Raw genomic sequence first — 25,343 nt, forward strand, 5'->3', positions numbered from 1 at the left:
CCGCGGGTGCTCGGGGGGGGGGGGGCCCGCCGCGGGGGGGCGGGGGGGGGGGGCCCCCCCCCCCCCCCCCGGGGGGGGGCGGCGGGGGGCCCCCCCCCCCCCCCCCCCCACGACCGGTGGTGGTGTGATCAGCTTGCGGTGCAGGACACGATCTGGGGTCGAGCCCCGGAGTTGCCGTTCATCATGGTGGTGAAACCGAAGGTGTTGCCGCTGCCGTTGGAGCGCATCGTCATCACGTTGCCGCTGCCGTCCCAGGTGGGGCTGCCACTCCAGGTGGCGGAGATCCGCTGCGGCGGGGTGATGTTGACGACCACGGACCAGTTGTTGGCTCCGCTGACCGTGACCGAGGTGTTGTAGCGGTCACCCCAGACCTGGCCGGGGGTCATCGTCGCGGTGCAGCCACCCGGGTTGGTGGGCGGCGGGGTGGTGCCGGGCGGCGGAGTGGTGCCGGGCGGCGGGGTGGTCGGGTCGCCGCCACCGGGGGCGGCGCTGTTCAGGGCGTTGAGCACCGCGGTGTAGGCGGCCTTCTTGTTGCCGCCACCGTCGAACAGCAGCGGGCTCTCGTTGGAACGCCACGAGTCGGAGTCCCGGATGCCCCAGACGGTGATGCCCTTGCAGCGCGGCACGGCCAGGCAGTCGTTCACCGTGTTGCGGTAGGCGTCGCTCGGCGCGTTGCGGATGTCCAGCTCGGTGATGTGCACGTCGACGCCGAGGGCGGCGAAGCTGGACAGGGTGGTGCGATAGTTGCTCGGGTAGTTCGAGCCACCGGTGAAGTGCGACTGGAGACCGACGCAGTCGATCGGCACGCCCCGCTGCTTGAAGTCCCGCACCATCCGGTAGACGGCCTGGGTCTTCGCGTCGTTCCAGTTGTCGATGTTGTAGTCGTTGTAGCAGAGCTGGGCGTTCGGGTCGGCCGCCCGGGCCGCCCGGAAGGCCGCCTCGATCCAGTCGCTACCGGTGCGCTCCAGGTTGGAGTTACGGCGGGCGCCGCTGGAGCCGTCCTCGAAGGCCTCGTTCACCACGTCCCACCACGCGATCTGGCCCCGGTAGTGGGTGGCGACCTGGGTCACGTGGTTGAGCATGGCGTTGCGCAGCTGCTGACCGGACATGTTGCGCATCCACTCGGGCTGCTGCGAGTGCCAGGCCAGGGTGTGGCCCCGGACCTGCATGTTGCGGCTGCGCGCGTGCTGGACGAGTCGGTCGCCGTTGCCCCAGTTGAACTGCCCCTGCTGCGGCTGGAGGGCGTCGATCTTCATCTCGTTCTCGGCGGTGACCTGGTTGAACTCGCGGTTCAGGATGTTCGTGTAGGCCGCGTCGTTGAGTCGGTTCACCGCCACGGCGGTACCGAAGTACCGGCCGCTCTGCGCTGCTGCGGCACCGAGGGTGGTCTCGGCGGCGCTGGCGTTGCTCGGCAACACCACCGCACCCGCCGCGGCCATCAGACCGACAGCAGACAGCGCCAGGGCCGCCCGCAGCCGTCTCGGCCGGCCGGGTGCTCGGGAATCCTTGCTCATCTGGTGCTCCTTCCGGGTCCGGTGGCCCGAGTGGGCAGCGTGAATCCGGACTCGCGGGTTAGGGACGATGCCCGCGATTCCCTGACAAAGGGATCGCATCGGCCTTACTGGCCGGAAGTATTACAGCGCGGTTTCACGTACGTCAATGACTTCCGGAAGTTTTTCGGAAGTTTCGACGTCGCCTACCCCACGGTTGACGACACCCGGAGAACCGGGTGCCGTACGGCCGGAGCTCCGGAAGGTGCCGCACTCGTCTCCGACGAGCACCCCACGACCCGTGATCACCTGAACCCCCCTAGCAGGACGCCTCAGATGATCGACGTCTATCAATGGTGGTTCGGCGAACTCCGGCAGTGGAAGTGCAAATACCAATAAGGCTCTGAAGGCTTTCGGAACCGAGGCCCTCGCGCCCGCGGCACAGCCGGCCAGGCCGCCGACCAACTAGCCGTTCCGACAGGCGGGGGCTACCGATCAACCCGGCCGACCACCGCCGGAGGCAGCGCCGTCGCAATGGCGACCATGTGATCAGCATTGACCTATTTCGATGCATAGGCTTACGATTCCGCAATCGTTCCCGCAAGTTCACCGGAAGTTCCGGCCGTGTTCGGCCGCTCGTCACTCGCGCACGGCACATCGCGTGGACGATGCCAGGCCGGCGCGGCAGCGACCCAGGAGGACGGAGAAGATGCCGCAGCTCGTCCTGTTCGCCATCGACATCTGCGCGGTGGTACTGCTCGTCTTCGGGCTCTATTTCCCACGCCACCGTCGCCGCGATCTCGTCGTCGCCTATCTGGGCGTCAACGTCGGCGTCCTCGCCGTGGCCAGCGCGCTGAGCGCCAGCAACGTCGGTGCAGGGCTCGGGTTGGGGCTGGCGCTGTTCGGCGTACTGTCGATCATCCGGCTGCGGTCGACGGAGCTCGACCAGCACGAGGTGGCCTACTACTTCTCCGCCCTGGCCCTGGGCATCCTCGGTGCGCTGAGCACCACCTCGGTCTGGCTCAGCGGCGGCCTGATGGGTCTCATCCTCGTGGTGATGTTCCTCGGCGACCATCCCCGGCTGCTCCGCCACTACCGGCACCAGATCATCGTGCTCGACTCCGCCGTCACCGATCAGGTCACGCTCGTCGCCCAACTGGAACAGCTGCTCGGCGCCCGGGTGCACACCGCCACCGTGCAACGACTCGACCTGGTCAACGAGACCACCCTGGTCGACGTGCGGTACTCGGTGCGGGGTCGAGGTGGCGCCCCGGTGGCGGCCGGCAGGCCGGCCCAGGCGGGAGCGGGTCGATGACCCCGATCACCGCTCCGCTGGCGGAACTCGCGCCGGTCGGGCTGACCGAACTCGTCGACCAGGCCGCGCTACAGACCCGCATCGACCGCAAGTACGTCGTACCCCTCGACGAGGTCCCGCACCTGCTGGCCCAGTTGTCCCCGTACGCCCGGGTGTTGGAGATCGATGGTGTCCGCGCCTTCCGCTACGAGTCGGTGTACTTCGACACCCCGGTGCTGGCCAGCTACCACTGCGCGGCGTACCGACGACGCAGGCGCTTCAAGGTGCGCACCCGCAGCTACCTGGATTCCGCGCAGTGCTGGCTGGAAGTCAAGATCAGTGGAGCGCGGGGCAGCATCACCAAGCACCGGTTGCCGTACCGGCCGCAGGACCGCGCCACCGTGCATCCCGGACGTGATTTCGTGCAGGAGGCGTTGGCACGCGAGGCGATCTGTCCGCCCTCGGGCAGCACGCTGGATCCGGTGCTCGTCACCACCTATCAGCGGATGACCCTGCTGCTGCCCGCCACGGCCAGCCGGGTCACCATCGACACCGAACTGACCTGGCAGGACGGCGACCGCACGCTGCGGCTGCCCGACCTCGCCGTGGTCGAGACCAAGACCAGCCGGGCCGCCTCACCGGCCGATCGAATGCTGTGGCAGCGGGGAACGCGGCCCGTCCGCATCTCCAAGTACGCCACCGGGCTGGCCGCCCTGCGCCCGGAACTGCCGGACTCGCCGTGGCGACGGACGCTACGCCGGCACTTCCGCGACAGCAGACCGTCGGCAGGCACCGCCCCATCCACCATCCCCCGATCCGTCCAGGAGGCATCGTGCGTCTGACCGCCCGCAGAACACGCATCGCAGCCGCCCCGGCACGCGCTATCGGCGGCGTCGTCGCCGCCGTGCTGGTCGCCGGACTGCTCGTCCCGGCACCGCCCCCGGCCGGCGCCGAACCAGCCACCGCCGGCATCGGCGACCACCCCGCCAGCGCCACGGCCGATGCCGTCGCGGCTGCCGCCGCCGACGACCTGGTCGGTGACATCACCTTCTCCGTTCCCAGCGGCACCTTCGCCGGCGAGGTCACGGTTTCGCTGGGCACCACCGTCAGCGGCGCCCAGATCCGCTACACCACCGATGGCCGGCTGCCCACCGCCGCGTCGACGCTGTACTCCGGCGCACCGCTGCGGCTGGTCCGGACCACCCAACTGCGCGCCCAGGCCTTCGTCGGGCAGACCGCCACCGGCGCGCCCGGCACCGCCATGTACGTCGCCCGTAACACCACCACCGCCCACGACCTGCCGGTGATCCTGATCGACTCGTACGGCGCCGGGCGTCCCCAGCGGGACTACTTCGACGCCGCCACCATGATCTTCGAACCTGGTGGGGGCAGCACCTCGCTGGCCGCCGCGCCCACCGTGGCGACCCGCGCCGGGTTCCGGCTGCGCGGGCAGTCGTCGTCGAGCTTCGACAAGACGCCGTACCGGATCGAGTTCTGGGACAACGACGACGATGACGCCGACTACCCGGTGCTGGGCATGCCGGCCGACTCGGACTGGGTGCTGCGCGGCCCGTTCACCGACAAGGCGCTGATCCGGGAGGCGTTCGTCTACGACCTGGGTCGGGAGATGGGCCTGCCCGCCCCCCGGTACGCCTTCGCCGAGTTTTATCTGAACACCGACGCCGGACCGGTCGGCGCCGACGACTACATGGGCGTCTACATGATCGTCGAGACGATCAAGAACTCGAAGAACCGCCTCGACCTCAAGCAGTTGCGCGCCGACGACCGGACGCTGCCGAGGATCACCGGCGGCTACATCTTCAAATTCGAGTGGATGGCCGCCGAGGAACCGACCCTGCCGTGCACCGGCCCCGCCGCCACCTGCTGGAACTACCTGGAGGTCGCCGACCCGTCGCCGTTGCAGCCGGAACAGCGCGACTGGCTACGCAACCACATCCAGGAGTTCCACAACGTGCTGCGGGCACCGAACTTCGCCGACCCCACGACCGGCTATCGCGCGTACATCGACGTGGACTCCTTCATCGATCAGCTCATCGTCAACGAGCTGAGCCGGGAGATGGACTCGTACGTGCGCAGCGCGTACTTCTACAAGGACCGGGACACCAAGATCTTCGCCGGGCCGCTGTGGGACTACGACCTCAGCTTCGGGGTGGGTGGCTACTTCGCCAACGACCAGACCTCCGGCTGGCAGCACCAGCAGGGACGACAGCCACTGGCCAACGACTGGTTCACGCAACTGCTGCGCGACCCCGCCTTCGTCAACCAGGTCCGGCTGCGCTGGCAGACGCTGCGCCGCGGCCCGCTGTCCGACGCGGCGCTGCAGTCCCGCCTCAACGCGCTCAGCACGCCGCTGACCAACGCGGCACAGCGCAACTTCCAACGCTGGCCCAACCTGAGCACGCGGATGATCGGCCCGTTCATCACCCCGACCGCACCCACCTGGCAGGGACAGGTGCAGTACCTGCGGGACTGGATGCTGCGCCGCGCCGCCTGGCTGGACTCGACCGCCGGTTGGGGCGGCCCCACCACCACTCCCCCGCCGACCACCCCACCGCCGGGACCCACCACCCCACCGCCGGGCCCGACCACCCCGCCGCCGGGCGGTGACGCCTGCACGGCGACGTACGCGGTGACCAACCAGTGGACCGGCGGCTTCCAGGCCGAGGTACGCGTCACCGCCGGCTCGGCCGCGATCAGCAACTGGACGGTGACCTGGACCTTCGCCAACGGGCAGACGATCAGCCAGGCGTGGAACGCGACCGTCACCAGCCAGGGATCGGCGGTCACCGCCCGCAACGTCAGCTACAACGGCACCCTGGCCCCGGGCGCCAGCACCACGTTCGGCTTCCTCGGCACGTTCGGTGGCACGAACACCGCCCCGACCCCGAGCTGCACGGCGAGCTGACCGGCCGATCCGTTCCTGGCACCGGGGCAGCCCGCTTCGGTGCCAGGAACCTCCGCTCCATCCTTGATCAGCTCGACCGGGGTGGATCACTCTCGCCGTGCTGCGGCAGCCTCTGGTCAGGTCGTCGGGACGAGGTCGGCGAGCAGTTGCTCGATGCGGGTCTTGATCTCGTCGCGGATCGGGCGCACGGCCTCGACACCCTTGCCGGCCGGGTCTTCAAGCTGCCAGTCCTCGTAGCGCTTGCCGGGGAAGACGGGACAGACATCGCCGCAGCCCATGGTGATGACGACGTCGGAGGCTTCGACGGTGTCGTACTCAAGGAGTTTGGGGGTCTGGTCGGTGATGTCGATACCGACCTCGTGCATGACCTCGACGGCGGCGGGGTTGATGCTCTCCGCGGGGGCGGAGCCGGCGGAGCGGACCTCGACGGTGTCGCCGGCGAGGTGGCGCAGCCAGCCGGCGGCCATCTGGGAGCGGCCGGCGTTGTGCACGCAGACGAACAGGACACTGGGCTTGTCGCCATCGGACACGAAGCTGTTCCTTGTCGCTCGGGTGGGATCGGTTCGGGGTGTTGATCTCCTCGCGGGCGATGGCGAGGTCATCGCCCGCGGGGCCTGCCGGATCCGACAACATCCGGTGCAGGACCGCGCCGCGTCGTGGTCGTTGTCTCGGCGGGGAACAGGCGTCGGCGCAGGGCCAGGCTGACGTAGACCAGGGCGACCAGCACCGGGACCTCGATGAGCGGGCCGACGACGCCGGCCAGGGCCTGGCCGCTGGTGACGCCGAAGGTGCCGATGGCCACCGCGATGGCCAGCTCGAAGTTGTTCCCGGCGGCGGTGAACGCGAGGGTGGTGGTGCGGGCGTAGGTCAGGCCGATGGCCCGGCCCAGGGCGTAGGCGCCGGCCCACATGACCGCGAAATACACCAGCAGCGGCACCGCGATCAGCACGACGTCCCAGGGTTGCGAGGTGATGGCGTCGCCCTGTAGTGCGAACAGGATGACGATGGTGAACAGCAGCCCGTGGAGGGCGATCGGGCCGATCCTCGGCAGGAAGCGGCGCTCGTACCAGGTGCGGCCCTTCATGCGTTCGCCGAACCGGCGGGTGAGGTAGCCGGCCAGCAGCGGGATGCCGAGGAAGATCAGCACGTTGACCGCGATGTCCCACCCGGAGATCTGCAACTCGGCACCGCTGAGGTTGAGCCAGCTCGGCAGCACGGACAGGTAGAACCAGCCGAGCAGGCCGAAGGCCAGGACCTGGAACACCGAGTTGAGGGCGACGAGGACGGCGGCGGCCTCCCGGTCGCCGCAGGCCAGGTCGTTCCAGATGATGACCATGGCGATGCAGCGGGCCAGGCCGACGATGATCAGGCCGGTGCGGTACTCGGCGTGCTCGGCCAGGAAGATCCAGGCCAGGGCGAACATGAGGGCCGGGCCGAGGATCCAGTTGAGCAGCAGCGAGGACAGCAGCAGCCGGCGATCGCCGGTGACCGAGTCGAGCCGGTCGTAGCGGACCCTGGCCAGCACCGGGTACATCATGATGAGCAGACCGAGGGCGATCGGCAGGGAGATCCCGCCGACCGTGACCGCGTCCAGGGCGGTGTCCAGACCGGGGACGAGCCGGCCGAGCAGCAGGCCTGCGGCCATGGCCAGACCGATCCACAGCGGGAGGTACCGGTCGAGACGCGACAGCCGCGCGACGACCGCCGACGGTGCTCCGCCGGCCGGGGTGGCCCTCATGTCAGCAGGCCCGGAAGTTCTCGGAGTTGGCCCGGGCCTGCGCGGCCAGGTCGGCCAGGTGCAGCGCGGCACCCTGGAGGAGGTCCGGGACCAGCCGGTAGTAGGTGAAGCGTCCCCGTGGCTCGGCGGTCACCACACCGGCCTCGCGCAGCAGCTTGAGGTGTCCGGACACGTTGGGCTGCTTCGCCGCGGTCTCCGCGACCAGGTGCGAGGTGGTCGCCGGGCCCTCGGCGAGGATCTGCACGATCCGCGCCCGCAACGGATCCGCCAACAACCGCACCACATCAGGATTGGCTGATATCAGCGGATTCTGATGCGTTTCGGGTCGCGCAGGCGGTGGCGCGGGCGCCCCACGACTCGGGGTGCCGGTGTCGCCGGACAGCAGGTTGCCGAGCAGGTCCAGGACCTCCCGGCGGACCCAGTAGTAGACCCAGGTGCCCCGGCGTTCACTGTCGACCAGGCCGGACTCGCGCAGCACCCGCAGGTGGTGCGAGATGGTGGCCCCGGTGACCTCGAAGGCCTCGGTCAGTTCACAGACGCAGACCTCCGTGCTGGAGGCGATCAGGGACAGCAGCCGCAGCCTGACCGGATCACCCAGGGCCTTGAACAGCGGCGCCAGCTCGCCGGCCACCGGGGGCGCGAGAGGCTGCACCGCCAGGGGCGGGCAGCAGCCCGGCGCGGCGTCCAGCACGGGAAGGACAGACATGCGTCTAGCTTGACAGTTGTCTAGCCAGGATGCAAGGTAGTGGGCACCGGTTCGACAGGAATCGAGCCACCGATCGAAGGCTGACGCGTTGCGCCCGGGGCGCGGTCGCGGGCCGGATCACCTGATCGACGGACGGGTCGCGGCGACGCGCGTCCGCCCACGTCAACAAGCAGAGAGAGTCGTGAACATGAGCGAGGAGCAGACCGCCGCGGCATGCTGCGGCACCGTTGCGGCCACTGGGCAGACCGACACCGGTTGCGGCCCGAGCGAGAACGTGACGGCGGAGGCGGGCTGCTGCGACCCGGTCGACACATCAGTCGCGCCTGATGTCAGCGCGACGGCTCCACTGGCTGGACGGGTCGAGGGACCGTACCCGGTCGTGGTGATCGGCGCGGGGCCGGTGGGTCTGGCCGCGGCGGCCCACCTGTACGAGCGGGGGCTGCCCTTCACCGTGCTGGAGGCCGGCCCCTCGGCCGGAGCGGCCGTGGCCGAGTGGGGACATGTGCGACTGTTCTCCCCCTGGCGGTACAACCTCGACCAGGCCGCCCAGCGGCTGCTGGCCGCCGCCGGATGGACCACCCCCGACCTCGAACTCATGCCCACCGGCGCGGAGCTGGTCGAGGCGTACCTGCGACCGCTGGCGGCCCTGCCGCAGATCGCCCCGCACCTCCGCTACGAGGCCCCGGTCGCGGCGATCGGCCGCGTCGGTGTCGACCGGGTCCGGACCGCCGGCCGTGAACAGGCGCCGTTCGTCGTACGGCTGGCCACCGGCGAGGACCTTCACGCCGCCGCCGTCATCGACGCCTCCGGCACCTGGCACACCCCGAACGTGCTCGGCGCCAACGGACTCCCCGCGCACGGCGAGACCGACCCGCGGACCAGGACCCTGATCGACCCGGCGCTGCCGGACGTGCTCGGCACCGACCGCGAGCGGTACGCCGGCCGGCACACCATCGTCGTCGGCGCGGGACACTCTGCCGCGAACACCCTGCTCGCGCTCGCCGAACTGGCCGAGCAGGAGCCGGACACCACCATCACCTGGGTCACCCGGGGCGGCTCCATCGACCGGGCGATCGGCGGCGGGGACGCCGACGCGCTACCCGGCCGGGGGGCGTTGGGCACCGGAGTCAAGCTGCTCGTCGACTCCGGTCGGGTCCGGTTGGTCACCGGCTTCGCCGTGCACGCCGTCGCCGCCGTCGACGGGCACCTCCAGTTGACCGCCGCCGACGGGCGGGCGTTGACCGCCGACCGGATCATCGCCGCCACCGGCTTCCGGCCCGACCACCGCATCGCCGCCGAACTGCGCCTCGACCTCGATCCCGTGCTGGGCTGCACCCGGGCCCTCGCCCCCCTGATCGACCCGAACGACCACTCCTGCGGCACCGTCCGCCCGCACGGCGTCGACGAACTGACCCAACCCGAACCCGGCTACTTCGCGGTCGGCATGAAGTCCTACGGTCGGGCCCCGACCTTCCTGATGGCCACCGGGTACGAGCAGGTCCGCTCCATCGCCGCAGCCCTGGCCGGGGACTGGACCGCCGCCCGTGACGTGCAGCTGGACCTGCCCGAGACCGGCGTCTGCTCCGTCACCCCGAGCGGGGACCTGCCGCTGGTCAGCCTCTCCCCCGGTGGCGGCTGCTGCGAAGGATGACCGACTACGGCATCCGGATCCCCACTGGGCCGATACCGGCAGGGACCACCCGGGTGTGGGCTGCGGCGGGGCTGCAAACCGGCACCCGCCGCCGTCCCACCACCCGGATGTGGACTGCGGACCCGGCACCCGTCGCCACCGCCCGGGGTGTGGGCTGGCGGCGGGTCAGCCGCCGTGTCCCTCGGCCGCGCCGTCGGGGGTCAGGGCGCCGTCCGCGCCACCGGTGTCCAGGTGTACGTGCTGGTGGCCCTGTCCGGCGTCGATGTTGATCTGATCCAGCTGGGTGGCGGCCACCGACCAGGTGGTCACGGCGACGGCCGCCTGCCGTGCGGCCAGCCTCAGCCGCTCCTCGGCTGTGTTCGCGGCAGCGGGCAGGGCCAGCGAGTCGACCGCGATGGCGGCCTGCTCCACGGAGCTGCGCAGCCCGCCACGGGCGACGTTGGTGGCGGTGGTACCCGACGGCGGATCGGCGAACTGTTCGGCCAGCCGGCGCATGGTCTGCTGCCACTGGCCGACCTGCGCCGCCTCCGGCGGGCGACCGGCCTCCGAGGCCTGCCGGATGGTGGTGAGGATGGGCGACAGCTCGTCTCCGGTGCGGTGGGCCAGCTCGGTGAGCTCGATGATCTGCTGCACGTCGCGCTCGGCCTCGGCCTTCTGGAGCCGCGCGATGCTCGCCTCGGTCTCGCCCGGCCGTCCCACGGAGTAGCCGATCAGACCACCGAGCAGGCCGGCAACCAGGGCCGCCGCGGCGAGGCCGGCCAGTAGACGGGTCCGGGCAGAGGCCTTGCGGGCGGGCGGATCGAGCAGGTAGGAGGGCCTTCCGGTCTTGGGGGACATCACGCTCCTCGCATCGACGACCATCTGGCTGGGAGATTAGCGCACAGCGGCGCCGACCAATGCGATCACCAACCTCCGGCAGGCGGCGGCCTCCCGGTGGGAGGCCGCCGTTACGCCGGAATGGCGGTGTCCCACCGCAGGTGACACCGCCATATCGCCGATACGGCGGGGCCAACCCCGGGCCGACCCCGGGCCGACGACGGACGCCGACCCGTCGACCGGTCAGGCCTGGTCGGGGGTGGGCGCCGGGTGGGTGGTGGCCAGTAGGGCCACCAGGTCGTCGAGGGTGTCCAGGGCGGGCGCGGCGGCCAGGTCGATCTCCACGCCGTACTCCAGCTCGATCGCGTCGACCAGGCGCAGCAGCGCCAGGGAGTCGACGCCGAGGGCGACCAGGGAGTCGCCGGTCAGTACGTCGGCCGCCGCCACCTCGCCGGCCGTGGCCTCGCCCACCAGGGCCGCGACCCGCTCGCGCAGTTCAGTGTCAGCCACTCTCAGGACTCCTTCGTCAACTGTCGGACGATGTCGGCGATCTCGGCGATGGTCGGGGTGTCGAAGAAGGCGTCCAGCGGTACCTCCACCCCTAGTCGCTGCTGGATGCGTCCGCTGATCCGGGTGATGGTCAGCGAGTGTCCACCCAGGTCGAACAGGTCCTCGTGCACCCCGATGTCCGGGATCCGCAGCACCTCCTGCCAGATCAGCCGCAACTCCGCCACCAGGGGATCGTCGTCGACCGGGGCGGTGGCCTCGGGCTCGGTCGGCCGCTCGGCCGGGGCGGGCAGGGCGGCCCGGTCCACCTTGCCGTTGGCGCTCAGCGGCAGCCGGTCCAGGGTGACGTAGTCGCTGGGCAGGGCCGCCTGCGGCAGGCTCGCCGCAAGGTGGTGCCGCAGGTCGGCCGACTCCGGCAGAGCGCCGGGTCGGGGCACCAGGTAGGCGACCAGGCGCGGCTCGTCGGTGTCCTGCCGGAGCACGGTGACCGCCTCGACCACCCCGGGGTGGTCCAGCAGCCGAGCGTCGATCTCCCCCAACTCGATCCGGTGGCCCCGGATCTTGACCTGGTGATCGGTGCGGCCGAGGAACTCGATCTGCCCGTCCGGCCGCCACCGGCACCGGTCACCGGTGCGGTACATCCGGGCACCGACCGGACCGTAGGGGTCGGGTACGAACCGTTGCCCGGTCAGGTCGTCGCGCCCCAGGTAGCCGAGGGCCAGCCCGGCACCGGCCAGGTACAGCTCACCGGGCAGGCCGATGGGCGCGGGCAGACCGGCGGCGTCCAGGATGTACGCCCGCACGTTCGGCAGCGGGGTGCCGATGGTGACCTCAGCGGGGTCGGCGGGAATGTCGGCCACGGTGGCGTACACGGTGGCTTCGGTCGGCCCGTACGCGTTGATCAACCGGGCGGTGCGGGCCCGCAGCTCCCGGGCCAGGGTGACCGGCAGGGCCTCGCCACCGGCGAGGGCGACCAGCGGCGGCGTGGATTCGTCCGGGGAGCCGAGGCCGGCCTCCAGCAGCACCCGCCAGCCGGACGGGGTGGCCTGGGCGTGGGTGACGCCGGCCGCGCGGATCAACGCCGACACGGCCGCGCCTTCCAGGGCGCTGACCTTCGAAGCCACCACCACCTGCCCGCCGGTGACCAGGGGCAGCAGGACCTCCACCGCGAAGATGTCGAACGACAGCGAGGTCAGGTGCAGCCACCGGTGGGCCGGCCCGCTGTCCAGCAGGTCCCGGAACCCGAACAGCATGTTCGCCAGGGGCCCGTGGCTCACCGCCACCCCCTTGGGACGGCCGGTGGATCCGGAGGTGTAGAGCACATAGGCCAACGCATCGGCGCCGGGGCGTTCGGCCGGGTCCGGCGGCACCGGGCCGTCGAGCAGGGCGACCTCGTCCAGGGCCAGGGTGGGCCGGTCCGAGGTGGTCCCGGTGGCGGTCACCACCAGGGTCGGGGCGGCGTCGGCCAGCACCATCTCCTGCCGGGCGGCCGGGTGAGCCGGGTCGATCGGCAGGTAGGCGGCGCCGCAGCGGAGCACCGCCAGCATTGTCACCACCGCCTGCCAGGACCGCTCCAGTGGCATCGCCACCAGCGATGCGGGGCCGACCCCGCGCTGCCGCAACGCCCCGGCCAGCCGCCGGGCGGCCTCGTCCAGTCGGCCATAGCTCAACGTCAGGTCACCGTCGAGCACGGCCGGGGCCTCCGGGGCCGCGGCGACCTGGGCGGCGAACAGGTCCGGTACGGTCGCGACCGGATAGCTGCGGGCGGTGTCGGTGCCGGCCCGGTTTACCTGGTCGAGTTCCTCGTCGGACAGCAGCGGCAGCCGCGCCACCGGCCGGTCCGGGTCGGCGACCACGGCGGCCAGCAGGGTGTGCAGGTGTCCGCCGATGCGGCGTACCGCCTCGGTGTCGATGGCGGTGGGGCTGTGCTGAAGGCTGACCGTGATGCCGGTGGGTGCGTCGACGATCTGCACGTGCAGGGCGTTGCGGGCGGCACCGCTGAACAGGGTCCACTCCACCCGGCTGGGTACCCCGGGAAAGACCGGATCGGCACCACGGCGCCGGTAGCCGACGCTGACCGGGGTGAGCGCCGGTGCCGGCCGCAGGCCGGTCACGGCATGGGCCAGCGGCACGGCCCGGTGCCGGTACACCTCCCGCAGCCGGGTCCGCAGCGCCTGGGCGTGGTCGCGGAAGGTCGCCGGGCCGGTCTCGGCGGTGACCGGCAGTTCGTTGACGAAGAGTCCGATCAGGTCGGCCTGTTCGGGGGTACGGGTGGACAGCGCCACCCCCACCGGGGTGTGCTGGTTGCCGTAGCGGGCCAGCAGGGCGTGCAGGGCCGCGAAGAGCACCTCGAAGCGGGTCAGGCCCAGCGTTGCGGCCAGCCGGTCGACCCCCTCGACCAGGTCGGCCGGCAGGTCCGCGGCCACGGCGACACCGGGTTCGGCACCGGTGGGCAGCCGACGCAGACCGGGCAGGACGACGTCACCGGGGCCGGACCAGTGCCGGGCCCAGTACTCGCGGGCGGCGGGCAGGTCGGCGGCGACCCGCTGCTGTTCGGCCGCGGCCAGGTCGGTGTGGTCGTCCGCGCGGGTCAACGGTTCGGTGGGCTCCTGCGCCCGGGCGGCGGCGTACGCGACGGCCAGGTCCCGGGCCAGGACGTCCTTGGAGGTGCCGTCGAAGGCCACATGGTGTGCGGCTACCAGCAGCAGATGGTCACCCTCGGCGCCGGTGAGCAGGGTGAACCGGGCCAGGGGCCCGGTGTGCAGGTCGAAGGGGCGGGCGATCTCCTCGGCGATCCGGGCGTCGGTCAGGTCACCGCAGCCGACCGAGGGGCGGGTGTCGGCCGGGGCCAGGCGGGGGGTGCCGTCGTGGTCGCCGGTGAGCCGGGCGGACAGGATGGGATGCCGCTCGATCACACTCGTGCACGCCGCTACGAGGGACTGGGTGTCCAGTTCGGCGCCGAACCGTACCCCCAACGCCATGTGATACGCCGTGCCGGCGGTCCCGGCCTGCTCGGTGAACCAGACCGCGTGCTGTGCGTAGGTCGCCTCGGCGGTGCCCACATCTGCTCCCCTGGTTGTGCTGGTGTCTGTCATTTCTCGAACAGGTCGGTGAGCTGCCGTTTGAGCACCTTGCCGCCCTCGTTGTGCGGCAGCCGGTCGAGCACCAGGACCCGGGCGGGCAACTGGTAGTCGGCCAGCCGGTCGGCGAGGAAGCCGCGGACCACCGGCAGGGTCAGGTCGTCCGGGCCGGCCGGTGGGCGGGGTACCAGGGCGGCGGCGACCGCCGAGCCGAGCACCGGGTGCGGCACCCCCACCACGGCGGCCTCCGCGACCAGGGGGTGTTCGTACAGTGCCGCTTCCACCTCCAGAGTGGAGACCTTGAACGCCCCGGTCTTGATCACATCCTGGTGTCGGTCGGTGAGGTACAGGTAGCCGTCGGCGTCCAGCCGGCCGATGTCGCCCATCCGCACCCACCCGTCGCGGAAGGTGGCCCGGTTGGCGGCCTCGTCCCGGTAGTAGGCGCGAGTGAAGGGGGCCCGCAGCCACACGTCGCCGGTGGTGCCGACCGGCAGGGGGTTGCCGTCGGCGTCGGCGACCATCAGCTGCCCGCCGACCGGTCGGCCGACCGCCTCCCGCCGCGCCGGGTCGTAGATCATCGTGGTCTGCGCGGGGGCCGCCTCGGTGGAGGTGTAGTAGTTGACGATGGTGGCCGCCGGGAAGACCTCGGCCAGCCGGGCGGCGACCGCCGGTGCCAGTGGCGCGGCGGTGGACCCGATCAGCTGTACCCCGCTGGTGTCCCGCCCGCGCAGGGCGCCGGAGTCGAGCAGTTCGACGGCGATCGACGGGACCACGAAGACGGTGCCGGTGCCGGGTGCCTCGACCAGCCGGGCGAACCGGACCGGGGTGAAGCGGGGCAGGGTCAGCGCACCGGCCTTGGCGGTGAGCGCGTTGAGCAGCATGGTCTGCCCGGCGTTGGTGCCGATGGCGAAGGCGTGCAGGAACCGCCGGGAGTGGGCCAGGGCCAGCCGGCGGGGATGCTGGGGTGCCCCGACGGTCAGGTTGGCGTGGCTGGCCGCCACCCCCTTGGGCCGCCCGGTGGTGCCGGAGGTGTAGAGGATCTGGGCCAGGTCACCGGGGCGGGCCGCCGTGGCCTCGACAGGGGAGGCCTCGGTGAGCAGGTCCGCGCAGGTCCAGACCGGCAGCCCGGCCGGTACGGTCGGGGCGGGGGTCCCGTCGCCGTGCAGCACGGCGGTGGCCGCGCAGTGGGTCAGGGCGTACTCGAGTTGTCCGGCGGCCAGCCGGTCGGACAGGGGCACGGCCACCCCGCCGGCCCGCAGCACCCCGCAGTACGCGACCGCGAAGCGGGTCCAGTCGTGGGCACCGAACAGCAGGCCCACCCGGTCCCCCCGACACAGTCCCCCAGCCAGCAGGGCGGCGGCCAGCCGGTTCGACTCGGCGGCCCAGTCGGCGAAGGTCAGGGTGGCCACGCCGTGCACCTCGACGGCCACCTGTTCCGGGTGCAGGCCGGCGCGCCAGTCCAGCAGGTCCGGCACCGTACGGGGGGCGGGGGTCGTCGTGGCCACCTCAGGCCGCCTTCCGGAGGGCCGGTGCCGGGCTGGTCGTCACGGCGGCGGCCCGGGCCTGGCGTTCCTCGATGCCGACCAGGTCGTCCGGCGGGGCGTCCGGCACCTGGTCGTCGAAGCGAGCCAGCACCGGGATCACCAGCGAGACCAGTGCGGTGACCGCGATGCAGAGCCCGAACAGCACGTAGAGCAGGCCGTGGCCGCGTCCCGGGCCGACCCCGAGGACGACGCCGACCGTGTCGGCCAGGGCGCCGCCGGGCAGCAGCATCGGTTCGGCGATCCGGGCGGCGGCCGGGGCGATCAGACCCCAGCCCAGGGGCAGGGTGGACTGCGCGACCATCTGGTTGAGTGCGAAGACCCGGCCGTGTACGCGCGGCGGCACCTTGGTCTGGATGATCGTGGCGTAGACCCCGTTGACGATGGCCAGACAGGCGTACATCCCGAAGGCGCCGGCGGCGATCAGGGCCAGGTTGGGGCGCAGCCCGGTCAGCATGGCGGCCACGGCGATGCCGAGGGTGCCTAGCAGCACCGCGCGCATCCGGTGGTGCCGGGGACCACCCCAGACCAGCATCACCAGGCCGCCGGTGGCCGCCCCGATCCCGCCGGTGAGGGCCACCTGGGCCACCTCGTCGAGGCCGGCGAAGCCGAGCACCAGTGGGGAGAGCAGGAACAGCACCGGGAAGAGGAAGAGGTTCAGGGCGGCGAAGAAGGCCAGCATGGCCCGGAACTCCCGGCGGCGCAGCGCGTACCGCAGTCCGGCGAGGATCTCCGCGCCGATGCTCTCGCGGCGTTGCAGGGCCAGGGTGCGGGGGAACTTCACCACCGCCAGCACCGTGATGGCGAAGAGGTAGCAGGCCACGTCGACCAGGAGGATGCCGCGTAGGCCGACGGCCTGGAGCAGGGCCACCGCGGCCAGCGGCACCACGAACTGGGTGAGGCCGACGGCGGTCTGGGCCAGGCCGTTGGCGTGACCGAGGAACCGTTTGGGCACCAGTTGCGGCACCGCCGAGACGAAGGCCAGGCGTTGGAAGGCCAGCGCCACCGACAGCCAGGCGGTGAAGGGGTAGAAGTGCCAGATCTCGACCCGGTCCAGGAGCACCAGTACGGCCAGCGCGGCGTTGCCGCCACCGGCGGCGGCGCAGGCCGTCAGCAGGACGGCCCGCCTGCTGAACCGGTCGATCAGCGCGCCGGCCAACGGCGCGATGAGCAGGCCGGGCAGCAGCGCCAGTACGGCGAACAGCGCGAACCGGGCCAGTGAGCCGGTCTGGGTGTAGATCCACAGTGGTACGGCGAAGGTGGTCAGCGCGGTGCCCAGGCCGGAGGTGATCTGTCCGGCGGCGACCATGCCGAAGCGCCGCATGCTCGGTGGGGGCGCGGTGTCCGTCCGGCTCCGGCCGGTCGGCGGCGGTTCGGCGCCCCGGTCGGAGACGGCGGCCAACTGCCAGGCCGGCTCGGGGTCGACCCCGGTCTCGACCACCGGGGTGGGGGTGTCGAGGCGCCGGTGCACCTCGGTGACGATCTCGGCCAGTTCGGGGGCCCGGTACTTGAGGAAGTAATGGCCCCCTTCGTCGATCACGGCCAGGGCGGTGCGGTCGCTGAGGAAGTGCCACTCGCGGTAGCGCTCCTCGTGGAACTCGGTGCCCCGGTCCCGCTCCCCCACCACGGAGATGATCGGCGCCCGCAGTGGGGTCACCCGCTGGCGCATCAGCTCGGTGAAGTACTCCTCGGACACCTCGGCGTCGTGGCGCATCGCCCGGATCAGGAACCGCACCTCCTCGGGTGCGAGTTGCCCGATGTTGGTGCCCTGGGCCTGGAGCCAGGTGCGGTAGATCCGGTCGCTGCGCAGCCGTTCGGCCAGCCGCAGCCGCAGCAGCGGGCCGAGCAGGCCACCGGCGGGTCGGCCGAAGGGGAAGACCGCGCCGAGATACACCGCCGCCAACTCCCGGCCGGTCGCCTCCAGCCGCCGGGCCACCTCCACCACCAGGGCCCCGCCGGGACCGCAGTGTCCGTAGAGGATCAGCGGGCCGCTGACCCGGTCCAGGATCTCCGCGACGACCTCGGCCGCGACCTCCTCGATGGGCGCGGGGTCGTCGGCCACCCCGATGTCATGTCCGGGTACGGCCACGGACAGCAGCCGGTATCCGGGGGGCAGCGCGTCGGCCAGCGGCTGGTACACCACCGCGCTGCCGCCGCCGTACGGGACGCAGACCATGGTGGCGATGCGCGCTCCGGCGGGCACCGGCGGGGTCAGCTCGTACAGCAGCCCGCTGTCGGCGGTGGCGCCACCGCCGACCAGTTGGGCCAGTTCGCGTACGGTGCGGTGGCGGAACAGGTCCATCACGCTGACCGTCGGTGCGGCGGCGCCAAGCACCTCGGGCAGTTCCCGCCGCAGCCGGGCCACCACCTGGGTGGCCAGCAGGGAGTGCCCGCCCAGGTCGAAGAAGTCATCCCCGGCGCCGACCTGGGCGACCCCGAGCACCGCCTGCCAGATCCCGGCGATCAGGATCTCCACCGGCCCCTCCGGCGCCACCTGTTCGGCATCGGTGGTCGGCTCGTCGGTCGGGGCGGGCAGGGCCCGCCGGTCCACCTTGCCGTGGTCCTGCAACGGCAGCCGGTCCAGCAGCACCCAGCGGCTGGGCAGCATGTGCTCGGGCAGCCGTTCGGCGAGTCGGCGGCGTAGCTGCGCCGGTTGGGGCGGGTCCACCTCGGTGGCCGGTTCCAGGTAGGCCACCAGCCGGTCCTCGCGCAGCAGCACCGCCGCCTGCCGGATCTCGGGGCAGTCCCGCAGGGCGGCTTCGATCTCCCCCAGTTCGACCCGGTAGCCGCGGATCTTCACCTGGTGGTCGCGTCGGCCGAGGAACATCAGCTGCCCGTCGTTGCGCCAGCGGGCCAGGTCGCCGGTGCGGTAGAGGCGGGCGCCGGGTGGGCCGTACGGGTCGGGCAGGAACCGTTGCTCGGTCAGCTCGGGCTGGTTCAGGTAGCCACGGGCCAGCCGGTCGCCGCCGAGGTACAGCTCGCCGGGCACCCCGACCGGCACCGGGCGCATCCGCTCGTCGAGGACATAGACCCGGGCGTGTGGCAGGGGCCGACCGATCGGCACCGGGCCGGCGCCGGTCTCGGTGGGGGGTACCTCGTAGGTGGTCACGCCGACGGTGGCCTCGGTGGGGCCGTAGTGGTTGAACACCCGGGCCCCGCCGGCGGCCAGGGGGGCGATCCGCTCCAGTTCGGAGGCCTCCCCGCCGAGGATCAGCGCCCGGGCCGGCAGCAGTTCGTCCGGTTCGGCGTCGGCGGTGAGCGCCATCAGGTGCGAGGGGGTGATCTTCAGGTAGTCGATGTGCCGGGCCCGCAGCCGCTCGGCGAGTTCCGCGCCGGTGCACCGGCGGGGCAGCAGGTGCACCGCACCGCCGGTGGCCAGGGCCAGATAGAAGACGGTGACACTGAAGTCGAAGGACATCGACTGAAGCAGCCCGTACCGGGCGGCCGGGACGACGGCGAACCGGTCGGCTACCCCGTCGAGGTAGCGCAGCACCTGCCGGTGGGCCACCGCCACCCCCTTGGGGACGCCGGTGGAGCCGGAGGTGTAGATGACGTAGGCCAGGTTGTCACCGGTCGCGGTGGCCTCGGGTGGGGTGTCCGGGCCGGCTGCGATGTCGGCTGCCACCTCCTCCAGGCAGGCCGTGTGCAGCTCGGCCGGCAGCAGGTCTCGCAGGTCGGCGCTGGTCAGCACGATGCTGGGGCGGGCGTCCGCGAGCATCAGGCCCAGCCGGGCGGCCGGCTGCTCCGGATCCAGCGGCAGGTAGGCCCCGCCGGCGCGGAGCACCCCTAGCAGGGTGGCGGCCAACTCCACGGACTGTTCCAGCAGCACCCCGACCAGGCTGTCCGGGCCGACCCCCCGCCCGCGCAGCCAGGCGGCCAGTCGGTTGGCCCGGCGGTCCAGCTCCCGGTAGGTCAGGGTCTGCGACTGTTCACCGACCACTGCCGGGGCGTCCGGGGTGGCGGCGACATGCCGGTCGATCAGGTCGGCCAGGGTGGTGGCGCCGCCGGTGACCCCGGTGGTGTCGTCGGTGTCGGGTCGCCCCAGGGCCAGGGTGCGGTCCCGTTCGGCCGGGTCCAGCAGGTCCAGGTCGACCACCGGGCGGTCCGGTGCCGCGATCGCGCCGCGCAGCAGGGTCTCGAAGCCGGCCGCCAGTCGCCGTACGGTCGCGGCGTCGAACAGGTCGCTGTTGTAGACGAACATGCCGCGCAGGCCGTCGGCGCTCTCCCCGACGTACAGCGACAGGTCGAACCGGGCGGTCGCGGCGTCCGTACCCACCCCCTCGGCCCGCAGCCCGGCCGGCCAACCGGTGCCGCCCTGGTCGTAGTTCTGCAGGGTGAACAACACCTGGAAGACCGGGGTACGGCTGACGTCACGCGCCACATTGAGGTCGGCGACCAGCCGCTCGAACGGGACCTCCTGGTGGGCCAGCGCCCGCATCACCGTGCCCCGGGTGCGCTTGAGCAGGGCCGCGAAGCTGGGCTCGGCGGGGGTGTCCGGGCCGGTGGTGGTCGGCGACAGGTCGGCGCGCAGGGCCAGGGTGTTGACGAACAGGCCGACCAGTCGTTCCAGCTCCGGCACCACCCGGCCGGCGACCGGGGAGCCGATGGCGAAGTCCCGCTGGCCGCTGTAGCGGAACAGGACGGCCTGCAGGCCGGTGAGCAGCGTCATGTACAGGGTGCTGCGGTGGGTACGGCTGAGTCGGCGCAGCCCGTCGGTCAGCTCGGCGTCGAAGGCGAAGCGGTGGGTGCCCCCGGCGTACGACAGCACGGCCGGGCGGGGCCGGTCGGTGGGCAGTTCCAGCGGCGGCACCTCGGTCAGCGCCGTACGCCAGTAGGCGAACCCGTCGCCGCTGGCCGGGCCGTCCAGTCGGGCCCGCTGCCAGGCGGCGTAGTCCAGGTACCCGGTGGTCGGGGCGGCGGGGGCGGTGCCGCCGTCGCGCAGCGCGCCGTAGGTGGCGGCGACCTCGCCGATCACGATGTCCAGCGACCAGCCGTCGCTGACGATGTGGTGCATCGCCAGATGCAGCAGGTGCTGTTCGTCGTCGATCCGGACCACCAGGGCCCGCAGCAGCGGCGCGGCGGTCAGGTCGAAGGGGGTGTCGACGGCGGCGGCGACCAGTTCCCGGGCGGCCTGGTCGGATTCGGCGGTGGTGACCGTGACCGGTACCCGCACCTCGGGCGCCACCTGCACTACGGGTTCCCCGTCGGCGTTCTCGGTGAACCGCATCCGCAGGCTGTCGTGTCGGGCGGCGGTGGCGTCCAGGGCGGCCCGGAGCAGATCGATCTCCAGCGGGCCGTGCAGTCGCAGCGTCGAGTAGATGACGTAGGCGGCGGTGCCCGGGGTCAGCTGCTCGGTGAACCAGATTCTCTCCTGGCCGAACGACAGACGCGGGCGGTCGGTGGATCGGGGTAGTTCCGGCGAGCGGGCAGGACTCCACGCCGGCGCGTCAACGTTTGTCACGCAGCGCCTCACTCCGATGACGGATGGGAGTCCGTAGTCTGCATCGTGCATCGGAAAGCGCGAATCGGCTGATCGGTCCACTGTGCAAGACTCGATCGATCGATCCGGCACCCGTACGGTCCGTTCTACGGTCGGGAATGCCATTCGCGGACGTCGTCATCCCGGTCGAGTGGGCCTCGGAGCCCCTGGCCCCGGTCGAGTTCAGCGGTACCGGCGCCGCCACAGCGCCGCTGACCTGGGCCCAGCAGGTGCTCTGGCGCTCGATCAGCCGGTTCGGCTCCAACCACCGCTTCCTCAATCTGCGGCGTACCATCGTGATCTCGGCGCGGGCCGCGAAGGACCTGCCGACGGCCCTGCGGGCGGTGGGTGCGCTGGTCAGTCGGCACGCCGCGCTGCGCACCCGGCTTCCGGTGATCGACGGCGAGCCGCGACAGGAGGCGGTGGCCAGCGGGGTGCTACCGGTGCTGGTCTGCCCCGGGGTGGACGACGGTGCCGAGGCGGCCCGGGCGGCCGCCACCCGGCTCGGCGACGTCGCCTTCGACCACAGCGCCGAGTGGCCCCTGCGGGTGGCGCTGGTGACGGTGGACGACCGGGTACGCCAGGTGGTGCTGGTGTTCAGTCACACCACGGTGGACGCGCACGCCGCCGAGGTGGTGCTGCGTGATCTCCGGCTGCTGTTGCTGCGCGGAAGTCTGCCCACCCCACCCGGTCCCCAGTCGACCGAGGTGGCCCTGCTCCAGCACGGCCCGGACCTCCGACGCTCCGAGCGGTCGGCGGCCTACTGGCTGCGGGAGTACCGGCGGCTGCCGCAGGAACCATGGGAGGAGACCGGCCCGGGGCTGGACCCGCCGGTACGTCGGGGGGTGCTGGTCTCGTCCGCCATCGGCACCGCCGCCCGGATGGTCGCCGCCCGGCACCGGGTCAGCGCCTCCGCGGTGCTGCTGGCGGCCTATCACGCGGTCGCCGCCCGGCACAGCGGGCGTACCCTGGTGGGCCTGTTTCCGATGGCGCACAACCGATTCCGCACCGACTACGCCGAGGCCGTGGCGAACCTGGGTCAGGTCGGCTTCTGCGTGATGGACCTGTCCGGCCGGCCCGACTTCACCGAGGTGCTCTCCCGGGTCTGGACCGCCTCGCTCAACGGCCTGCGGCACGCCTACTACCACTCGGCCTCGCTACGCGGGACCTTCGAGGAGCAGGGCATCGACTTCGACGCGATGTTCGGGCCGCAGTACTACTTCAACGACGTACGGCTGTCGGTGGGTGGTGGCGGGCGGCCACCGGCGGCTACCCCCGCCGATCTTCGGGCCGCCATGGCCGCCAGCACCCTGTCCTGGACGGAGGGGCTGGATCAGACGGCCTGGCACATGTTGACCCATGTCGTGGACGAACCCGGCGGGGTGGGCATCACCCTGTCCGCCGACACCCGGTACATCGGGATGGACGCCGTGCACACCCACCTGCGCGAGATGGAGGAACTGGTGGTGGCCGCGGCCCACGACGAGGTGCCCTGGCCCTGGTCACCGGGGGCCACCACCGGTGCGTCGCCCGTCATCGCCCCGGTCGGCGGCGAGTCGGGGGGCGTGGCGGTCCTGGCCGAGGGCGAGGAGGTCGTCTCCGCCTCCTTCGCCGGTGGACGGGCCGCCAACGCGCCGCTGACCTGGGGGCAGCGGGCGATGTGGCGCAGCCTGGAGGAGTTCGACTCCCCCGCCGGGTACCGGGCGCTGTGCCTGCCCCGTCAGCTGCCGGTCCCCGCCCGCACGGAGCTGACGGTCGCGCGGGCGGTCACGGCGATCGGTGCCCTGCTGGAGCGGCACGAGTCCCTGCGTACCCGGTTCCGTCGCCGTGACGACGAACTGCATCAGGAGGCGGCTGCCTCGGGTCGGCTGCCCGTGCTCGTACACCCGGTGCCGCGGCCCGCCGAGGACCCCGACGGCCGGGCGGCCGCGACCGGGTTGACCACCCGGCTGGCGACACCCCGGTTCGACCATGTGGCCGAGTGGCCGCTGCGGGCCGCCCTGGTCACGGTGGACGGCCGGGTACGGCAGGTGGTGGTGGTCTTCAGTCACGCCACCGTCGACGTGCACGCCGCCGACCTGGTGCTGCGCGATCTGCGGGTGTTGCTGGCCGGCTCCACACCCGCCGCTGCCGGCCTTCAGTCGCTGGGTCTGGCCGGTCGGGAGCGCGAGGTCGAGCAGCGGCGCTCACAGCGGGCGGTGGAGTACTGGGTGCGGCAGTTGGCGGACCTCACCCCCAGCCTGTCCGACCCGGTCGGGCCGGCGCCGGAGCCCCGCTACCGACGTGGCTCGCTGGTGTCCACGGCGGCGCACCACGCGGTGCGGCTGGTGGCGGCGCGGAACCGGACCAGCACCGCCAACGTGATCCTGGCGGCCACCGCCGCCGGGCTGACCGGCGACGGCCAGCAGACCTGCGGGATCGTGGTGATGGCCAACAACCGCTTCCAACCCGGGCACGCCGAGGCCATCGGTACCCTCAACCAGATCGGGTTGTGTCGACTGGACCTGTCCGGCCGACCCGGCTTCACCGAGTTGCTGTCCCGGGCCGGGCGGGCGGCGTTGGACGCCTACCGGCACGCCTACTACGACCCGGCGGTGTGGGAGCGCACCTTCACCGACCTGGGTCACGATCACCGGACCTTCCTGGCGCCCTACTGCTATCTCAACGATGCCCGGCTGCTGCGCGAGGTCGACCCGGGGCGGTCGGGCCCGGACGCGGCCGGCCTGCGGACGATGCTGTCGGACAGTCGCTTCCGCTGGCTGGCCGAGCTGGAGCAGTTCCCCTGGCGGTGCCGCCTCCAGGTGCTCGACGCACCCGAGGGGGTGGAGTTGGTCGTCACCGCCGACACCCGGTACTTCCCGGCCCAGCGGGTCGAGCCCTTCCTGCGCGGCATCGAGGCGCTGCTGGTCGAGGCGGCCTGCCGGGAGGTGCCCTGGCCGTGGACACCCGACACCGCCGCCGGGTTGCCGCACACCGCCGCCGGGTGAGGCGCACACCGGCCGAAAACCCCTCGGCGGGTACGGCGTCGGATGCGATGATCCAGCGATGTCCTCCTCGCGTCGTGACCTGTTGCGCTGGCAGTTCGACCTGACCTGGTCGTTGTTCGACTACCACCTTCAGCGGTTGACGCCGGAGCAGTTCCGCTGGGAGCCGGCGGCGCACTGCTGGACGGTTCGCCGGGACCCGGCGGGCCGGTGGGTGCCGGACTGGGCGGACACCGAGCCCGATCCGGTGCCGGTGCCCACCATCGCCTGGCTCACCTGGCACATCGGCTGGTGGTGGGGGGTCGCCCTAGACCACCTGCAGGGCCGACCACCCCGCGAGCGCACGGAGATTCACTGGCCCGGGGACGGCGCACCCACCATCGCCTGGTTGGGTGGGCTACGGACCGAGTGGCAGGAGGTGCTGGACCGGCTCACCGAGGCCGACCTCGACCGGGTGGCGCCGTTCCCCTGGCCACACGACCCGGAGCACACCGTGGCGCATCTGCTCGCCTGGGTCAACGCGGAGTTGATGAAGAACGTCGCCGAGATCGGTCAACTCCGGCTGCTGCATCAGGCGGATTCGGCCTGACCCTTCATGCGGCGGGTCAACTCGGCCGCCCGGTAGGCCGCCACCTGACGGGCCTGGTCGGCCACGAAGCGCCGCAGCAGGGCCGGGGCGGTAGCGGTGACCTGCTCGTGCACCCGGGTCCCGGTCGCCTCGGCGGTCAGGTCCACCACCGCCCGCAGTCGCACCCCTCCGGGGCTGGCCACCTCGCTGACCAGTTGGGCGCCCGGCCGGGTGGTGACCATGCGTACCCGGATCCGGTTGTCCCAGCGCAGCAGGCGGAGGAACCGGAACCGCTCGACCGCGACGTAGTCGGCCACCGTGCGGCCCTCGGGGTCCCGGCTGATGCGTACCTCGTCCACCGCCACGATCAACGGCGACAGTCCGAGGTAGCTGTGCGGATCACTGAGATGGTCGAAGACCTCCTCCACAGAGGAGGACACCAGAAAGGTTGTCGCGAAAGCGATGGCGGGAGCCGACCGGTCGGGCACCCTGCCATCCTGTCACGGCCGATGCAATCGACATATGTATAAGCGAATCATCGAAATGTTTGGTCACCCGTCGGA

At 72.1% G+C, this 25,343-nt stretch carries 16 protein-coding genes and 1 pseudogene; 6 read left to right on the forward strand and 11 right to left on the reverse strand.

Going from position 1 to position 25,343, the window contains the following annotated elements; genetic code table 11:
• Positions 1-128: 128 nt before the first annotated feature.
• Positions 129-1,514 carry an endo-1,4-beta-xylanase gene (locus tag ACGFIK_RS13070; protein ID WP_327026241.1) on the reverse strand — a complete coding sequence of 462 codons (1,386 nt, stop codon included), beginning with the start codon at positions 1,512-1,514 and terminating at the stop codon, positions 129-131.
• Positions 1,515-2,199: 685 nt separating this feature from the next.
• Between ACGFIK_RS13070 and ACGFIK_RS13075 the strand changes: the two genes are divergently transcribed.
• From ACGFIK_RS13075 to ACGFIK_RS13085, 3 genes are read left to right on the forward strand one after another with little or no spacing between them, the layout of a single operon-like run.
• Positions 2,200-2,805 (forward strand): DUF4956 domain-containing protein, encoded by a 606-nt coding sequence (locus tag ACGFIK_RS13075; RefSeq protein WP_203221366.1) that lies wholly within the window; start codon positions 2,200-2,202, stop codon positions 2,803-2,805.
• On the forward strand, positions 2,802-3,626 hold the full coding sequence (locus ACGFIK_RS13080; protein WP_327026242.1) for a polyphosphate polymerase domain-containing protein: 825 nt from the start codon (positions 2,802-2,804) through the stop codon (positions 3,624-3,626). The genes ACGFIK_RS13075 and ACGFIK_RS13080 overlap by 4 nt, the downstream gene beginning before the upstream one ends.
• Positions 3,617-5,710 (forward strand): CotH kinase family protein, encoded by a 2,094-nt coding sequence (locus ACGFIK_RS13085; RefSeq protein WP_393339336.1) that lies wholly within the window; start codon positions 3,617-3,619, stop codon positions 5,708-5,710. Before ACGFIK_RS13080 ends, ACGFIK_RS13085 begins: the two co-directional genes overlap by 10 nt.
• Positions 5,711-5,826: 116 nt before the next feature.
• Here the strand turns inward: ACGFIK_RS13085 and ACGFIK_RS13090 are convergent, their stop codons facing one another.
• The 4 genes and pseudogenes from ACGFIK_RS13090 to ACGFIK_RS13105 all read right to left on the reverse strand — a co-directional run.
• Positions 5,827-6,240, reverse strand: a complete 414-nt coding sequence (locus ACGFIK_RS13090; protein WP_327026243.1) for an arsenate reductase ArsC — start codon at positions 6,238-6,240, stop codon at positions 5,827-5,829.
• 68 nt (positions 6,241-6,308) lie between these two features.
• Positions 6,309-7,448 carry an ACR3 family arsenite efflux transporter gene (arsB, locus tag ACGFIK_RS13095; RefSeq protein WP_393339340.1) on the reverse strand — a complete coding sequence of 380 codons (1,140 nt, stop codon included), beginning with the start codon at positions 7,446-7,448 and terminating at the stop codon, positions 6,309-6,311.
• A gap of 1 nt (position 7,449) precedes the next feature.
• Positions 7,450-7,731, reverse strand: a complete 282-nt coding sequence (locus ACGFIK_RS13100; protein ID WP_327027134.1) for a metalloregulator ArsR/SmtB family transcription factor — start codon at positions 7,729-7,731, stop codon at positions 7,450-7,452.
• A gap of 78 nt (positions 7,732-7,809) precedes the next feature.
• Positions 7,810-8,154, reverse strand: a pseudogene (locus ACGFIK_RS13105) (ArsR/SmtB family transcription factor); the annotation flags it as partial.
• A gap of 187 nt (positions 8,155-8,341) precedes the next feature.
• Here ACGFIK_RS13105 and ACGFIK_RS13110 point away from each other — a divergent pair.
• Entirely contained in the window at positions 8,342-9,805 is a 1,464-nt protein-coding gene (locus ACGFIK_RS13110) for an FAD-dependent oxidoreductase (protein ID WP_393339343.1), read from the forward strand.
• A gap of 165 nt (positions 9,806-9,970) precedes the next feature.
• Here ACGFIK_RS13110 and ACGFIK_RS13115 read toward each other — a convergent pair whose 3' ends face one another.
• The 5 genes from ACGFIK_RS13115 to ACGFIK_RS13135 form a co-directional block, all read right to left on the reverse strand.
• A complete protein-coding gene (locus tag ACGFIK_RS13115) occupies positions 9,971-10,642 on the reverse strand; it encodes a hypothetical protein (protein ID WP_327026245.1) in 672 nt (223 codons plus the stop codon).
• A 222-nt stretch (positions 10,643-10,864) separates the two neighbouring features.
• The gene (locus ACGFIK_RS13120; RefSeq protein ID WP_327026246.1) at positions 10,865-11,131 is read right to left on the reverse strand and encodes an acyl carrier protein; all 267 of its coding nucleotides are present in this window, start codon (positions 11,129-11,131) and stop codon (positions 10,865-10,867) included.
• 2 nt (positions 11,132-11,133) lie between these two features.
• On the reverse strand, positions 11,134-14,190 hold the full coding sequence (locus ACGFIK_RS13125) for an amino acid adenylation domain-containing protein (protein ID WP_393339347.1): 3,057 nt from the start codon (positions 14,188-14,190) through the stop codon (positions 11,134-11,136).
• A 29-nt stretch (positions 14,191-14,219) separates the two neighbouring features.
• The gene (locus tag ACGFIK_RS13130; RefSeq protein ID WP_393339349.1) at positions 14,220-15,713 is read right to left on the reverse strand and encodes an AMP-binding protein; all 1,494 of its coding nucleotides are present in this window, start codon (positions 15,711-15,713) and stop codon (positions 14,220-14,222) included.
• A gap of 1 nt (position 15,714) precedes the next feature.
• Positions 15,715-21,210, reverse strand: a complete 5,496-nt coding sequence (locus ACGFIK_RS13135) for a non-ribosomal peptide synthetase (RefSeq protein WP_327026249.1) — start codon at positions 21,208-21,210, stop codon at positions 15,715-15,717.
• 137 nt (positions 21,211-21,347) lie between these two features.
• On the opposite strand from ACGFIK_RS13135, the gene ACGFIK_RS13140 reads away from it, so the two are divergent.
• Together ACGFIK_RS13140 and ACGFIK_RS13145 are read left to right on the forward strand one after the other, a co-directional pair.
• The gene (locus ACGFIK_RS13140; protein WP_327026250.1) at positions 21,348-24,215 is read left to right on the forward strand and encodes a condensation domain-containing protein; all 2,868 of its coding nucleotides are present in this window, start codon (positions 21,348-21,350) and stop codon (positions 24,213-24,215) included.
• Between the two features lie 58 nt (positions 24,216-24,273).
• A complete protein-coding gene (locus ACGFIK_RS13145; protein ID WP_327026251.1) occupies positions 24,274-24,801 on the forward strand; it encodes a DinB family protein in 528 nt (175 codons plus the stop codon).
• Here the strand turns inward: ACGFIK_RS13145 and ACGFIK_RS13150 are convergent.
• Positions 24,783-25,268 (reverse strand): SRPBCC family protein, encoded by a 486-nt coding sequence (locus tag ACGFIK_RS13150; RefSeq protein ID WP_327026252.1) that lies wholly within the window; start codon positions 25,266-25,268, stop codon positions 24,783-24,785. The two genes, ACGFIK_RS13145 and ACGFIK_RS13150, sit on opposite strands and share 19 nt — an antisense overlap.
• Between the last annotated feature and the right edge of the window lie 75 nt (positions 25,269-25,343).

It is taken from the genome of Micromonospora sp. NPDC048871, from assembly GCF_043198155.1.
In the GTDB taxonomy this organism is placed as follows: domain Bacteria; phylum Actinomycetota; class Actinomycetes; order Mycobacteriales; family Micromonosporaceae; genus Micromonospora.